The organism is Pseudomonas sp. IT-232MI5 (assembly GCF_949767845.1).
Classification (GTDB): domain Bacteria; phylum Pseudomonadota; class Gammaproteobacteria; order Pseudomonadales; family Pseudomonadaceae; genus Aquipseudomonas.
In genome coordinates this window covers 100775-115482 of the sequence record NZ_CATKQE010000004.1, presented here as the reverse complement: position 1 = coordinate 115482, position 14708 = coordinate 100775, and the positions used below count along the sequence as shown (strand labels likewise).

Annotated in this window: 14 protein-coding genes and 2 pseudogenes; 8 read left to right on the top strand and 8 right to left on the bottom strand. The window is 56.9% G+C overall.

The window, feature by feature from the left end; genetic code table 11:
- Positions 1-17: 17 nt before the first annotated feature.
- The 4 genes and pseudogenes from ACM6JQ_RS04410 to ACM6JQ_RS04395 all read right to left on the bottom strand — a co-directional run bounded on the left by ACM6JQ_RS04410 (position 18) and on the right by ACM6JQ_RS04395 (position 2390).
- On the bottom strand, positions 18-539 hold the full coding sequence (locus ACM6JQ_RS04410; protein WP_414893297.1) for a hypothetical protein: 522 nt from the start codon (positions 537-539) through the stop codon (positions 18-20).
- Positions 539-1267 carry an alpha/beta hydrolase gene (locus ACM6JQ_RS04405; RefSeq protein ID WP_414893296.1) on the bottom strand — a complete coding sequence of 243 codons (729 nt, stop codon included), beginning with the start codon at positions 1265-1267 and terminating at the stop codon, positions 539-541. Before ACM6JQ_RS04405 ends, ACM6JQ_RS04410 begins: the two co-directional genes overlap by 1 nt.
- Positions 1268-1270: 3 nt before the next feature.
- A pseudogene (locus ACM6JQ_RS04400) lies at positions 1271-1567 on the bottom strand (hypothetical protein); the annotation flags it as partial.
- 157 nt (positions 1568-1724) lie between these two features.
- Entirely contained in the window at positions 1725-2390 is a 666-nt protein-coding gene (locus ACM6JQ_RS04395; protein WP_123376994.1) for a ribonuclease T2, read from the bottom strand.
- A gap of 165 nt (positions 2391-2555) precedes the next feature.
- Between ACM6JQ_RS04395 and ACM6JQ_RS04390 the strand changes: the two genes are divergently transcribed.
- The 8 genes from ACM6JQ_RS04390 to ACM6JQ_RS04355 all read left to right on the top strand — a co-directional run bounded on the left by ACM6JQ_RS04390 (position 2556) and on the right by ACM6JQ_RS04355 (position 11374).
- Positions 2556-3026, top strand: coding sequence for a hypothetical protein (locus ACM6JQ_RS04390; protein ID WP_095114243.1), 471 nt, complete (start codon positions 2556-2558; stop codon positions 3024-3026).
- Between the two features lie 135 nt (positions 3027-3161).
- Positions 3162-4433, top strand: coding sequence for a hypothetical protein (locus ACM6JQ_RS04385; RefSeq protein WP_414893295.1), 1272 nt, complete (start codon positions 3162-3164; stop codon positions 4431-4433).
- Positions 4434-4486: 53 nt separating this feature from the next.
- Positions 4487-6184 (top strand): copper resistance system multicopper oxidase, encoded by a 1698-nt coding sequence (locus tag ACM6JQ_RS04380; protein ID WP_414893294.1) that lies wholly within the window; start codon positions 4487-4489, stop codon positions 6182-6184.
- 11 nt (positions 6185-6195) lie between these two features.
- Positions 6196-7065, top strand: a complete 870-nt coding sequence (locus ACM6JQ_RS04375) for a copper resistance protein B (protein ID WP_414893293.1) — start codon at positions 6196-6198, stop codon at positions 7063-7065.
- Between the two features lie 31 nt (positions 7066-7096).
- On the top strand, positions 7097-7471 hold the full coding sequence (copC, locus tag ACM6JQ_RS04370) for a copper homeostasis periplasmic binding protein CopC (protein ID WP_414893292.1): 375 nt from the start codon (positions 7097-7099) through the stop codon (positions 7469-7471).
- Between the two features lie 3 nt (positions 7472-7474).
- Positions 7475-8344 carry a copper homeostasis membrane protein CopD gene (copD, locus tag ACM6JQ_RS04365; RefSeq protein WP_414893291.1) on the top strand — a complete coding sequence of 290 codons (870 nt, stop codon included), beginning with the start codon at positions 7475-7477 and terminating at the stop codon, positions 8342-8344.
- 59 nt (positions 8345-8403) lie between these two features.
- A complete protein-coding gene (locus ACM6JQ_RS04360) occupies positions 8404-9195 on the top strand; it encodes a transporter substrate-binding domain-containing protein (RefSeq protein WP_414893290.1) in 792 nt (263 codons plus the stop codon).
- A 496-nt stretch (positions 9196-9691) separates the two neighbouring features.
- Positions 9692-11374 (top strand): glycosyltransferase, encoded by a 1683-nt coding sequence (locus tag ACM6JQ_RS04355; RefSeq protein WP_414893289.1) that lies wholly within the window; start codon positions 9692-9694, stop codon positions 11372-11374.
- A gap of 63 nt (positions 11375-11437) precedes the next feature.
- On the opposite strand, the gene ACM6JQ_RS04350 is transcribed toward ACM6JQ_RS04355, so the two are convergent.
- The 4 genes and pseudogenes from ACM6JQ_RS04350 to ACM6JQ_RS04335 all read right to left on the bottom strand — a co-directional run.
- Positions 11438-11650 carry a hypothetical protein gene (locus ACM6JQ_RS04350; protein ID WP_095114238.1) on the bottom strand — a complete coding sequence of 71 codons (213 nt, stop codon included), beginning with the start codon at positions 11648-11650 and terminating at the stop codon, positions 11438-11440.
- A 174-nt stretch (positions 11651-11824) separates the two neighbouring features.
- Positions 11825-12604 carry an EAL domain-containing protein gene (locus tag ACM6JQ_RS04345; protein WP_095114237.1) on the bottom strand — a complete coding sequence of 260 codons (780 nt, stop codon included), beginning with the start codon at positions 12602-12604 and terminating at the stop codon, positions 11825-11827.
- Positions 12605-12748: 144 nt separating this feature from the next.
- Positions 12749-13528: a methyl-accepting chemotaxis protein gene (locus ACM6JQ_RS04340; protein WP_371857974.1), complete on the bottom strand. Its 780-nt coding sequence runs from the start codon at positions 13526-13528 to the stop codon at positions 12749-12751.
- Between the two features lie 78 nt (positions 13529-13606).
- A pseudogene (locus tag ACM6JQ_RS04335) lies at positions 13607-14683 on the bottom strand (methyl-accepting chemotaxis protein); the annotation flags it as partial.
- Positions 14684-14708 lie beyond the last annotated feature (25 nt).

Genomic DNA, 14708 nt, shown 5'->3' with positions numbered 1-14708 from the left:
AATCCCCCCCGTTTTTATCATTGGGGTTTGTTGATTTCCCGCAGCAGATCCGCGACGGGAATGTTCATGGTGTTTGAGTAGTAGGGTTTGTAGCCGTAGGCGGTGACGACGACTTTGCAGGGGATTTGTTGTTTGTTGGCGAGGAGTTGGTTCAGTTCTGCCGCTGACAGATCTCTCTCCGTACTTCGGTCGCTGGATGTTTCAGTGATGAATGTACTGGTCGAAAAGGAGAATTTGGAGTTGCCGTTTTCGCGTATATCAGAATCTACCAGCCCCACCGCAGAAAACTGAATAGCTTTACCAACAGAAAAATCGTGGTCATCCGCTAACGCGCACCTCAATGTCCCCGAAGCCATCCCTTGCCTTTCGCCTCGGCCAAACAGGTTCAAAACATCCACATCGGATTGATATTTGATGACATATAAAAGGGAACTCGACCTTTCTACGGACACATAACTTAAATTTGCCGGAGGCTGTAAATGGTCCTTTGCACATCCCGAACAGACAGCCAGAACCACACAAAGGAAAAACCTGTACATCACGAAAACTCCTTCATGATTGAATCAAACAGCAAGTCACTTGCAGATTTACCATCAGCGATTGGGGCGTTTAGCAATCCCAGTGCGTTAGCGTGATTCGTGTCGACATTTACGTTAATTGACGGTCCGCAGGAGATAATCCATTTTTCCCCGAAGTCCGCGACCCCGTCTGATGGGTCTCTCTTGGAAGGTGTTGCCTTGATATTGATCCAATCAACCGAAACTGGCGCGGGACGTTCGCGATAAATGTCTGAGCCCAGCCACACCAAAGCCCCTTCACCCACAGGATCCAGAGTGATCAGCATCTGAACCTTGTAACCCCAATCCGACATTATTTTGGACAGGTGCGCACCATTCCAGCCGCCGAGGCTATGGCCGACGATATAGACGGGACAGCTTTTATACGGAATAAGGCTTAGCACGTGCCGTTGAATGTCCTGCTTTCCTCTGACTTCGTTGTAACCCAACCATTGCGACTTATATTTCCCTTCTGCCTTTAATGTCTCAGTGCGCCTATCAAATGCAAGTCGTGCATCCTGGATGTTTTCATAAGGACCCGAAAAATAATAACTCTCCTTATCTCCCGCACCTCCGATAAAAACCACAATCGCCTTGGTACTCTCCACCGGCACAGTCTTGTCACTGACCTCCTTCTTGTCCGTCAGCGCATGTTCCTTGTGAAGCTTGTAATTGTTGCCCTTCGCGCACGTTACCGTTTCAGCAGCCATGCCTCACTCCTCCAAAAACAACTTGATGGTTTCAGGCAGGTGCGAGCTGACTGGGTGAGTAAATCCGTTCGCGTCAGACACCCCATGTTCCAGACGTCCGTCAGCGCGCTGAATAACGTAAGGATGATCAGGCATCGGCTCACCGGTTACGTCATTGACCAGTTTCAACCGGTCAGTGAAATGCACCGGCATCGGCAACAAGCCACTGAAGGGCGCGACTGTCACCGTGTCACCGATGATGACCGTGCCTGAACCGCCGATGACGACATTGCCGTGACCACCGGTGCTGTCCAGCGTCGCGGGCGGCGGGTTTTCCGCTCATGAACAGCTCCTTGCAATGTAACGTGGTCATCCTTTCGGGGGCGCAAGCATGCGGGAGTTCGTCGGGTACTTCAAACCATCAGACCAAAAAAGGCGCCCGATCGGGCGCCTTTTTTATACGTGGAAACCGCTCGTCTCAACGCGACGGCGGCACCCGAATATCCCCCGCCCGGCACTGGGTTTTCACACCCTTGCCACACGCGCCGAACTGCAGATCCTTGCCCATGCAGACGCGCACTTCCGAGAGTTCCGGGCCACTGCAAATGACCGCGATGCCGTCGGCTGGAATGCCCGGGTTGGCCTTGCGGAACAGGTCGGCAATTTCCTGCGCCTCGAAGTAATACGAGGAGCTGAACGGTTGCAGCTCATCGGGGATTTTCACCGCTGCCACGGCTTTGTCCGCTTCATCCAGATAGCCCATCGCGCCGAGACCGCTGCAGGTGCCGTGTTTGGACCATTCGTGGTCGAGCAGTTTTTTCGTCGGAAACAGCGTCAGGCCTTTGCTGCTTTCCGCCGCGTTCAGCGTGGTCAGCGGCGGGCAGGATTCCGGCCAGCCGCCCTTGGCGTATTGCGGCCACAAACCGTGCAGCACGAAGCCGTAGCCCTTGCCCGTGCACTGCGAGTCATCTTTGTGCGTCAAACAAAAAGTCGGCGACCAGGACAACGCCAGCAGGTAGTAATCGAATACCCCCGCCACCGATTCCGTCTGGGCCTTGCTCGACTGCGATTGCCGCGCCGAACTCAAACCGATGCTACCGGCCGTCAGCGCAATCACTGCCAAAATTGTAAACAGCTTTTTCATGTACCCACTCCTTTGGGACGCCTGCGTCCATGGTTTTCGATCCTGACCGACTTGGCCAGCGCTGATTTCGACACGCTTGTGTTGCAAGCGCATGACGCAAGGCAACGCCGTACGCCGTTGAAAGGTCTACGATTAACAGGCAGCCACCAAACCTAGGGAACCAAAATGAGTAAAGCAGACGAACTCGCCGCCAAACTCAAGCAAACCCGGCATACCCACGCGGATGCGGCACTGGAAATCGATTGCTGGCCTGCTCAGGTGTATGACTTGTACCACCGCATTGAGGCGTGGTTGCAGCCCGTCACCGAAGTAGGACTGAAGATTCGGCGAAATCCTACGCATGTTTGCGAAACTTCACCGGATGGTGAATCCCACGATTACGCCATCGACCAACTGGTGATCGAAGCCAACCATCAAAGCCTGACATTCGATCCCATTGCGCGGTTTACCGAGGATGGCGCCGGGCGGGTGCAGATCAGCCCGTCAGCCACAGACACTTATCTGCTGCGTACCGTGGATGAGCACGGTGAAAGCCATTGGTGGATGCAGTCGATTGAAACAGGCCAGCAGCTGGATGCCATTGCGCTGACCGAAAACAATCTGTTGCTGGCGGTGCAGGAAGGATTGGGACTTTAAATTCTCCACGCCACCACAAGAGCTCCTGCCCGGAGCAACACGGGCCCGCCATTTCAACGGCCAGACTTCCTAAAGAATTCTGGCCGTTTGTCGTTACAGGACCCACAAACCAAAATCGATGGAAAGCCTTTACGCATGGATGCTTCGACCGCACCAACGTTCACCCAGTTTTTTAAGCGCAACTTCAAACGTGTTCTTGATTACTGGAGCCAGATCACCGTCACTCTGGGCTTTCTCGGCGCGGGGTTGGCAATCCTTGGGCTTTACGTCTACACCCGGGCAATTGGTCGTACTGACCTTTTCCTGGCAGGCAGCGATGCCAAGTCAGCGCTTGCTATCTGGCTTTTACTGATCGTGCTGATCATGGTGGGCTACCTTGGCGTACTCTCCGCCAGCGCATGGTTCTACGGAATCACCGTTTCGATGTTCGAAAAAGTGCCAAAAAGGCACAAACAGATCGCTGCCTTTTTGCTGCTTCCTATGTGTTTTGGCTTTGGTACCTTCATTTCTCTGCTTTTCAATTTCCCGAACGCATTCAGCGCCGCAGGTTCGATGCTGTTTGTTTTTTCCTTGACCCTGCTGGCCTACTTCGCACTTTTCCTGTTCAAACGCTTTCGAAAGATTTTCAACAAAAACACCCGTCGAATGGGAGGCTGGAAGAAAAACGGTTTCCGACTCTTGATCGGTAGCATGATCGGCTTAGCCGTTCTGTGTGCGTCACTCCCCACATTGCTGATCCTCGAGACCTACGTCGGCGAAGATAATGCGCAGGCGGTAGTGGTTGTCGGGTTGTTTTCCCTCGGCACACTCATTTTCAGTCTCGTCCCGATTTTGATTTTTTATATCAGCAGAGGCCATGTCTTTGCGCGTATCGCTTATGGAATCGCAACAGCACTGGTTCTGTTCAGCGGGTTTCTTCTTTTATCGCCAGGTGCAATGCCAAGCATCACCTACGCAGCCGCTGGAAATCTGGCGATTCGTCAGCAGCCGGCGCGATTCATACTTGACGAAAACATCAGCCTGGACGATCTGGATAACAGACTTTGGCGAACCACACTCAATGAAAAACAAAAGATCGAAGTCACGGCGTTTCCATTGTTCACCTTTGGCGACATCTTGCTGTTGTGCAGCAGAGACCTGCAGCGTTTGAACCTGTATGAATTGCCTCGCTACACACACTTTTGCATCGCCACACGTAACAGCAAGGTCACTCAGAAACCGTTGCGTCCAGGGCTTGCGCCGCTACTCAGCTGGCAGCAGCGTGCTGAACACGTCGTTGGCTGGGATCACTTGCGCTCAGCCATTCTCAAGCCGATTCACCTATCGCCACAGGTCTTCCAACTCCAACGCCGCATTGAGCAATTGGCTGAACCTGTCAAAACTGTAATCCCCTACTCAGCTAACTGAAAGCCGGCGCTGGTTAGCCTCCTCGTCATGAGTCAAACGGGGATTTCCAGCGCATGCCTTCCAACCCATCACGACGCACCTTCGTCAAAGGCCTCGCCGCCGGCAGTCTGCTCGGTGGCCTCGGCCTGTGGCGCACGCCGGTCTGGGCGCTGAATGCGCCCGGTCAATTGGATGAACTGAGCGGCAGCGACTTCGAGCTGTTCATCGGCGAAACCCCGGTCAACTTCACCGGCAACCCACGCACGGCGATGACCATCAACGGCAGCTTGCCCGGCCCCCTGCTGCGTTGGCGCGAAGGCGACACGGTGACGCTGCGGGTGCGCAACCGGCTCAGCGCCAGCACCTCGATTCACTGGCACGGCATTCTGCTGCCGGCGAACATGGACGGCGTACCGGGCCTGAGTTTTCACGGCATCGAACCGGGTGGCGTGTACGTCTATCAATTCAAGGTGCGGCAGAACGGCACCTACTGGTATCACAGCCATTCCGGGTTGCAGGAACAGGCCGGCGTTTACGGGCCGCTGGTGATCGACGCCAAAGACCCTGAGCCATTCCACTACGACCGCGAGTTCGTAGTGATGCTCAGCGACTGGAGCGACGAAGACCCGGCCAGCCTGATGAAGACCCTGAAAAAACAGTCCGACTACTACAACTTCGACAAACGCACCGTCGGCGATTTCATCGATGACGTCAGCGAAAAAGGCTGGGGCGCCACCGTTGCCGATCGCAAGATGTGGGCGCAGATGAAGATGAACCCCACTGACATTGCCGACGTCAGTGGCGCCACCTACACCTTCCTGATGAATGGCCACGCGCCGGATAACAACTGGACCGGCCTGTTTCGCCCCGGGGAAAAACTGCGCCTGCGCCTGATCAATGGCTCGGCGATGACCTACTTCGACATACGTATTCCCGGGCTGAAAATGACCGTGGTCGCGGCGGACGGCCTGCACGTCAAACCGGTCAGCGTCGATGAATTGCGCATCGCCGTGGCCGAGACTTACGACGTCATCATCGAGCCGGACGCCGAGGCGTACACCCTGTTTGCTCAGGCCATGGATCGCAGCGGTTTTGCCCGTGGCACCCTCGCCACTCGCGCCGGGCTATCCGCGCCCGCACCGGTTCTGGATCCGCGCCCGCTGGTGAGCATGGACGACATGGGTATGGGTGGCATGGATCACGGCTCGATGGACATGAGCGCCATGGATCACTCGACGATGGGTCCGATGCAATCCCATCCCGACAGCGAAACAGACAACCCGCTGGTCGACATGCAAGCCATGACCACCGCGCCCAAACTCAACGACCCCGGCCTCGGCCTGCGCAACAACGGCCGTCGCGTGCTCACCTACGCCGACCTGCGCAGCACCTTCGCAGACCCGGATGGCCGCGATCCGAGCCGCACGGTCGAGTTGCACCTGACCGGGCATATGGAAAAATTCGCCTGGTCGTTCAACGGCATCAAATTCTCCGACGCCGAACCCTTGCGGCTGAAGTACGGTGAGCGCATCCGTCTGGTGCTGGTCAACGACACGATGATGACCCACCCGATTCACTTGCACGGCATGTGGAGCGATCTGGAAGACGAAAACGGCGACTTCCAGGTGCGCAAACACACCATCGACATGCCGCCCGGCACCCGCCGTTCCTACCGCGTGACCGCCGACGCACTGGGTCGCTGGGCCTATCACTGCCACCTGCTGTACCACATGGAAACGGGCATGTTCCGCGAAGTGCGGGTAGAAGAATGAAGGGGCCGATGATGACTCGATTCACAGCGTTTTCTTTATTGCTGATCGGCAGCTCGGCGATAGCCGCCAACGACATGCCGGGCATGGACCACAGCCAGATGTCCGGCATGGATCATGCCGGGATGCAGAGTATGGACGACGGCATGATGCAGCCCGCCGCCCCGACCGAAAGTCGCACGCCGATACCGCCACTGACCGACGCCGACCGCGCCGCCGTGTTCACCAGCCCCGGCGGCCATCAAGTCCACGACAGCGCGATCAACACGTATTTCCTCGCCGACAAACTCGAATGGCAGGACGCCGATGACGGCAGCGCGTTGGCCTGGGATCTGTCCGGCTGGATCGGTGGTGACATCGACCGTCTGTGGCTGCGCTCCGAAGGTGAACGCAGCAACGGCAAGACCGAAGACGCCGAGATTCAGGCGTTTTGGGGCCACGCGATTTCGCCGTGGTGGGATGTGGTCAGCGGCGTGCGTCAGGACTTCAAACCCGGCGCGCCGCAGACCTGGGCCGCGTTCGGTGTGCAGGGCATGGCGCTGTACAACTTCGAAGCCGAGGCCACTGCGTTCATCGGCGAAGGCGGCCAGAGCGCGCTGCGGTTCGAGGGTGACTACGACATCCTGCTGAGCAATCGCCTGATCCTGCAGCCCACCGCTGAACTCAATATCTACGGCAAAAACGATGCGCAACGGGGCATCGGTTCCGGGCTATCCAACAGCGAAGTCGGCCTGCGTTTGCGCTATGAAATCCGCCGCGAATTTGCGCCTTACATCGGCGTGACGTGGAACCGCACCTACGGCAACAGCGCCGATTACGCCCGCGACGAAGGCGAGGATCGCAGCGAAGCGCGCCTCGTCCTCGGCGTGCGGCTATGGTTCTGAATTCCAATAGAAAACAACCCAGAGGTCTTGCATGCGCACCTTGAAAATCACCCTTGTACTCACCAGCGGCTTGCTCCTCAGCAGCCTCGCTCAAGCCCACCCCAAACTGCTGTCGTCGACGCCCGCCGAAGGTGCCGACGGCGCCGCGCCCGGCAAGATCGAACTGCACTTTTCCGAGAACCTGCTGACTCAGTTCTCCGGCGCCAAACTGGTCATGACCGAGATGCCCGGCATGGCCCACTCACCGATGCCGATGAAAGCCAAAGTCAGCGCCGGCAGCGACCCGAAAAGCATGCTGATCACCCCGCTCGCGCCGCTGCCCGCCGGCACTTACCAAGTCCAATGGCGCGCGGTGTCGTCCGACACGCATCCGATCACCGGCAACGTCACGTTCAAAGTGAAGTAAGCGATGGCTGAGCTGATCAACATCGTCCTGCGGTTTACGTTGTATGTGGATTTGCTGCTGGTGTTCGGGCTGGCATTGTTTGCGCTGTACAGCACTGATGCGCTGCTGCGGTTGCGGCCGATGCTGCGCGGGATGGCGTTGATCGGGGCGCTGTTGTCGATGGCGGGACTGGTGCTGATGACCCGCGCCATGAGCGGCGAAACGGCGCTCGCGGCGCTGTGGCCACATCTGCAAATGATGCTGCTGGAAACCGACGTTGGGTTGGCGTGGGCGCTGCGGATGATTGCCCTGATTGTGCTGTTGATCAGACCGGGTTTATGGCTCGCATCGATTGCCGGCGCCGTCGCCCTCGCCTCTTTGGCCTGGAGCGGACACGGGGCGATGGACGACGGAGCACTGCGGTTCTGGCATTTTCTCAGCGACATTCTGCACCTGCTCGCAGCGGGTGCGTGGCTGGGTGCGATGCTGGCGCTGGTGTTGATGGCGCGGGGGCCGCTCGATGAAGCTCGCATTCGTTCGCTGGCGTTTGCGGTTCGGCGCTTTGAGTGGATCGGTGCGGTGATCGTGCTGACGCTGTCGATCACTGGTGTGGTGAATTACCTGTTTATCGTCGGCCCGAAGCTGGAGGACGTGTTGCTCGGCACGTACGGGATGCTGTTGGCGATCAAAGTTCTGCTGTTTGCCGGGATGCTGGTGTTGGCGGCGCTGAATCGCTTTCATCTTGGCCCGGCATTGGCGAAAGCGTTGCGCGATGGGCAGCATGCCATCGCGGCCAATGCGCTAAGGCGCAGCGTGGTAGTTGAACTGGCAATCGCATTGTTGATCGTGACACTGGTGGCGTGGCTCGGCACGTTAAGCCCGGAAGCAGGATGACACCCGGGAAAGCCTTTCACTACACTGGGCCACCGTCCTTATCAGAAGCCCCGATCGCAATGACAACACTAAAAAGCACGATGATCCTCTGCGGCCTGCTGACCCTGGCCGCCGGCGCCCATGCCGAGCAAACCCTTTCGCACCTCGACAGCATTCAGCAACAGGGCCAGTTGCGCGTGTGCACCACCGGCGACTACAAGCCCTACACCTTCAAACGCCCCGACGGCGATTTCGAAGGCATCGACATCGCCATGGCCCGTTCGCTGGCCGACAGCCTCGGGGTCAAAGTGCAATGGGTGCAAACCACCTGGAAAACCCTGATGCCGGACATGCAGGCCGGCAAGTGCGACATCGCCATGGGCGGCATCTCGGTGACGCTCGAACGGCAGAAAAAAGCCTACTTCAGCAATACCCTCGACACCGACGGCAAGATTCCGCTGGTGCGCTGCGCCGATGTCAGCAAGTACCAGACCGTCGAACAGATCAACCAGTCCAATGTGCGTCTGGTCGAACCTGCCGGCGGCACCAACGAAGCCTTCGTCCACGCCTTCCTGCCCAAGGCGCAACTGGCCCTGCACGACAACGTGACGATCTTCCAGCAACTGCTCGACAACAAGGCCGACGTGATGATCACCGACGCCTCGGAAGCGCTGTATCAGCAGAAACTCAAACCGGGCTTGTGCGCGGTGAATCCGCATCAGTACATGCAATATGGCGAGAAGGCTTATCTGCTGCCGCGCGATGACATCAGCTGGAAACTGTATGTCGATCAGTGGCTGCACTTGAGCAAAGTCACCGGTACTTACCAGAAAACTTTGAGCGAATGGATTGCGGTGCCTGCGCCCCTCTAAAACTGGCGTCTCAAACCGAGTCCACTTCACAGGTGCCGACAAGGTCTTCTTGAAGCACTCTCAATCCGCAAAGCGCCAATGTTCCGCACACCAATATCGCCAAAGTATTGGCGTTTCGGCGGTAAACACCCGAGAAATGATCATCAACTGGTCACAACTGTGTAACGAAGTTGAAAAAACACCTGTCTTGCATGTCAACATTCATCTGAAAGCTGTACAAAATGTGTATGATGCACAACCGGCACGGAAGCGCCGTCCCTGCTCGGTTGACGACGAATTGCAGTAATTGTCAGCCATGCGCTGACCGCGGATATTACTTTATAAAGAGAACCAGAGGCGCACCCCGGCAGCCTCTGCCTCCCATGGGTAATCTCCCCGGTAGACTTCGTTTTTGATACAGCTCAATTAAAAGGAACAGATTTTGGCTCGCAACAGGTTTCTCTCAAAACTTCTCAAGTTTTCCAACAAAGAATCAGAAATCCTGAGAACTCCTGAAGTGTCTGCGCCGGTTCAAAGCGAGCCATTGATCTCTGTTCAAGCCGAAGCCGTTCCAGCCATCCCGGCCGTTGAAGCGGTTGAGCCAGTGGTTGCTAAACGCCAGGCCACTGTCGCCAATCGCGTTAAGCTTCCGGCGAATTTCGACCCGGCGCTGTACCTGAAGCTCAATCCGGACCTGGGTACAGCCATGGATCCGGTCGCTCACTATCTGAACCACGGTCATCAAGAAAGCTGGCGGATAGTCACCCTGCCAGAAATCAAGCTGTCGAATAACCGCGCTTTTGATCCGGCGCGCGAAACAGTCATGGTGGTCAGCCATGAAGCGTCCCGTTCCGGTGCTCCAATACTTGCACTCAATCTGGTCGAGCGCTTGGCCAGCCGTTACAACGTGGTGGCTTTGTTGTTGGGTCAAGGCGCACTTCTTGAATCTTTCGAAGCCGCTGCCGTCGCCACAATGGCCAGCCCTCGGCTGAAGAACAACGTTCAATACACACAGTTCGCCATCGAGAAACTGTGCAGTGATTACAACTTCAAATTCGCACTGGTTAATAGCATGGAGTGCCGTGTCGTTCTGGAGCCATTGGCCCGACACTTTGTTCCTGCCATCCCTCTGATCCACGAATTTGCGTCTGCCTACCCTCAGTCGAACGCATTGTTCAGCGATGCGAAACTGTGGTCCAGCGACCTGGTGTTCTCCGCCGACCTGACCTGGAGAAGCGCACAGGATTCCTGCCCGGCCCTGCTGTCGTTGACCGCGCACATCATTCCGCAGGGGCACTGCGTACTGCCTCAGCAGGCAACCGATGCGCAAAAGAAGCAAGATGACGCCAACTACTTGCGCAACAAAATGCGCCCTGCCAGCGACACCGACAGAAAGTTCGTGATCCTCGGCGCCGGCTACGTCAACTTCCGCAAAGGTGCCGATCTTTTCATTCAGTGCGCCATCAAAACCATGCTGACGCCTGGCGGCGAGAAGTTTCGCTTCGTCTGGATCGGCAAGGGATTCAACCCTGATGTAGAAGATGGCTATTCGGTATATTTGGCCGACCAGATCAAGCGATCCGGGCTGCAGGATCGTTTCGTGATGCTGGATGAAACATCGGCAATCGAAGTTGCCTACGAAGAAGCGGATTTGCTGTTTATTTCGTCCCGACTGGACCCTTTGCCAAACGTCGCCATCGACGCCATGGGCGCTCGCCTTCCAGTACTTTGCTTCGACAAGGCCACAGGCATTTCCGACTTTCTGTCGACGTGTGGCTTGCGTGAGTCTTGCATCGCTGATTACCTGGATGTCGATAGCGCGGTTCAGAAAATATTTGCCCTGGCCAACTCCAGCCAATTGTACGAACAGGCTGCCACGCTCAGCCATGATGCGTCCGCCAGCTACTTCGACATGGACAAATATGTCGCTGAACTGGAAGCCATCGGTACTCAGGCGGCCGTGCGTGCGCAACAGGAAAAACTGGATGTCAAAACCATCCTTGATTCCGGCGTGTTCAACAGCAAGGAGCAGGATGTACGACGCTATGTACGGGCATGGGCGAGCGGCATCAACCCGCCGTCGCCAGGCACGAACTTCAAGCCGGGTGTCTATCTGGAACAACACGGCGTTGCAGTTGCCAACAGCGATCCATTTGCCGACTACCTGCGTGCAAACCGCCCACAAGGCGCCTGGAACTGAATCCAGCAGCTAAACACGAAGCCCCGCATACGCGGGGCTTTTTACATACAGGGTTTGATTTATCTAGTCATCCTTCAACATGCCAGAACTGTACTGATTGAGACTGCTGCCAATACTGTTGCCGCCAAACTTCAACGTATTGGCGTTGCGCCCCTCCGGCGACTGACAGTCGCTGGAGAAACAACTGGTGGTGGTCAGGCCACCCGCGCCCGAACAGGCACTCAACACCGATACCGCTGCAGTAATCAACAGCACTTTGACGACATTAAGGCGCATGGCACGATTCCCCTCGGGATGAAAAGCGACGATCTTGTGCCAACATCCTAGGCCTGCGCCGAACCCGGCAAGATGAAACTTTGCTCATCGACAGGGGATTACCAACGCCAAAGGCTCAACAAACGTCCGGCGCTGAGCCAGGTTATCGAGCGGATCAGCGCGAGCTGAAAGCGATCATCGCTTCAGCCACGCACTTGTCGGGATCTGCGCCAACGATTTGAAGGCAGGCCTGGCGAACCAGTACCCCTGCATCAGGTAAATGCCGCAATCGGCGAGAAAGTCTCTTTCATCGGCAACTTCTATGCCCTCGGCGATCACCTCCACGTCCAACTCTCTGCACATGTTCACCACATTACGCACGATGGTCTGGCGAACCCGGTCACGGTGAATATCGCGGATCAGCGCCATATCCAGCTTGATCAAATCCGGCTGAAAATCCGCCAACAAGTTAAGGCCGGAATAGCCTGCGCCAAAGTCGTCGATCGCCGTCTTGAACCCAAACTCACGATACTCACGCAAGATATTCATCAAGTGCTTATTGCTTTCAACGTGCTCGCCCTCCACCGCCTCGAAGATCAGGCGCTCCAGTGGAAAGCCGTGAGCACGCGCCGACTCCAGCGTGCTGCGAATGCACATTTGCGGGCGGTAAACGGCATTCGGCAAAAAGTTGATCGACAAGTACTGCGTCATCCCTAACTCAGCCGCCGTGGAAATCGCCCGCACTCGACACAGTTGATCAAATCGATAACGGTTTTGATCGTCCACCTGCTCCAGAACTGACAAGGCGCCCTCACCCTTCACGCCGCGAACCAAGGCCTCATGGGCAAAAATCGTTTGATCACGCACATCCACAATGGGCTGAAAAGCGAAGGCGAAATCCATGTCCGGCACGCCTTTGTCCTTACAGCCCTGGCAGCCTCCGCGAGACGCGAATGATTCTGGAAAGTCGGTCATGACACCCCCTGATATCGGGTTATAACCTTGCTTGGCTATAGGTAAAAAACTGCTGTTGAACCGAGTCACCTGCTCACCACGCCCCATCGGTAGCCCTGCGACGCTTGAATATTCGAAATCGCCGCAGGTTCATCGTTCCAAAAATCAAGTGCGGAAATGCGCAGTCATTCGCTGCAAGTCCTGCCCCAGTGACGCCAACTCAACCGTCGCAGCCGCACTCTCTTCACTGGCAACAGCCGACTGGTCAGCCACATCCCGTACGCTGACGATGCTGCGATTGATTTCGTCGGCCACGGCACTTTGCTGCTCGGCAGCGGCCGAGATCTGCAGGCTCATCTCCTGGATCGTACCGATGGACTGATTGATCTCGGTAATGGCCAGCTCGGCCTTCTGCGCCAACACCACCGTATCGAGGGTGCGCTCGCGGCTGGAGGCCATCAGTGTTGAGGCCGCTTGCGCGCCTTGTTGCAGGGTGATGATCAGCGCTTCGATTTCCTTGGTCGAGTCCTGCGTGCGCTGCGCCAGCGAGCGCACTTCGTCTGCGACCACGGCGAACCCACGCCCCTGCTCTCCCGCTCGCGCGGCTTCGATAGCGGCGTTCAATGCGAGCAAATTGGTCTGCTCGGCGACGGCTTTGATGACATCGATCACTTTGCCGATCTGCTCACTGTCCTGGGACAGCACGTTCATCGCGCCGCCCAACGCTTCAATGGCCGCAGCGAGTTCACTGATCTGCAAAGTCGCCTGCTTCACCACCGTACTGCCGTGGCGCGCCTGTTGATCGGCCAAGGTCGCGGCGGCGGACGCATCGGTCGTGTTACGCGCAACTTCCTGCACCGTCGAAGCCATTTCGTGCATCGCTGTGGCGACTTGATCCACTTCGCTTTTTTGCTGACGCACGCCCGCGCTGGTCTGCTCGCTCATGGCCGAGAGTTTTTCCGCAGAAGTGGAAATCTGCGTGACGCCATTGCCGATACCTTGCACCAGCGTGTTCAGGTTCTGCGCCATGTCCTGCATTGCATTTTGCAGATCGCCCAACTCGTCTTTGCGGTTTGATTTGGCCTGTACCGTGAGGTCGCCCTTGGCGATCCGTCGAGCCAGTTCAACCGTCAGCGCCAGCGGCGCAGTGATCTGGCGCGAGATGACCACCGAAGCAATCAGCCCGATCACCAGCGCCAACACGGTCAACACGGCGATCTGAATAAAGGCTGAGTGCTGATCTTCACGCGCCAGGCGCTGCTGGGTGTCCATCAGGCCATTCATGATCTTGTCCATCGCCTTGCTTTCCTGGTCGACCTGCTCGCGCATGTTCTGCTTCTGCTCAAACAGCCCGGCCACTTCCACCAATACTTCGCGATAACGACGCATCCCGGCGTGCGCTTCTTCCAGTTGGCTCGACAGGGTCGCCGGCAAGTTGCTACGCGCCTTGGTGATATCACTCAAAAAGGTATCGATGGTTTCCATCAGCAGGTTTTTGTTCGCGTCGTTGGGCACCGCAATGTAACGACGCAACATCAGGCGAAACGTGGTCATGCCATTGCGCAAGTCGGCCACCGTGCGCAGATCCCGAACACGTTCGCCATCGGCAGACGCCAGCGCACTGGTGGTGGTGGCCTCAAGCATGCCGGCAAAAGTTTGCGCGTACTTGTCCGACAGTGCAGTCAGCGGTTTCAGGGCATCGGTGGTCGACTTATCGGCAGCGATCAGCCGTTTGACCTTCTGGTCGTAGGCGACAATCGTGGTTTGCAAGGCCTTCAAGGCTTGCTGGTTTTCAGCGCGGGTCAACGTTTCCAGGGCCTTGCTGACAAGTCCCTGCAAGACATTCAACTGCGCGTTATAGGAATCGGCGAACGCTGCGTCAGCGGCGGCTTCGTACTGTTTCTCGGACAGCCGCATATCTTGCGTAGCGTCATTCAGCGTGCCGATCAGACGCGTCGTGCTCAAGCGATCAACCAGCACGCTGTTGCTGTTATAGCCAATGAAGGCCACCGCCAAAACAGCCAGCAAAAGAATGCCAAAGCCGGTGCCCAGCTTGCGGGAAACTTTGATATCTCCGAGGAAATTCGATGCAACTGCCATATTCAGCCTCAAACGCCCTGACGCG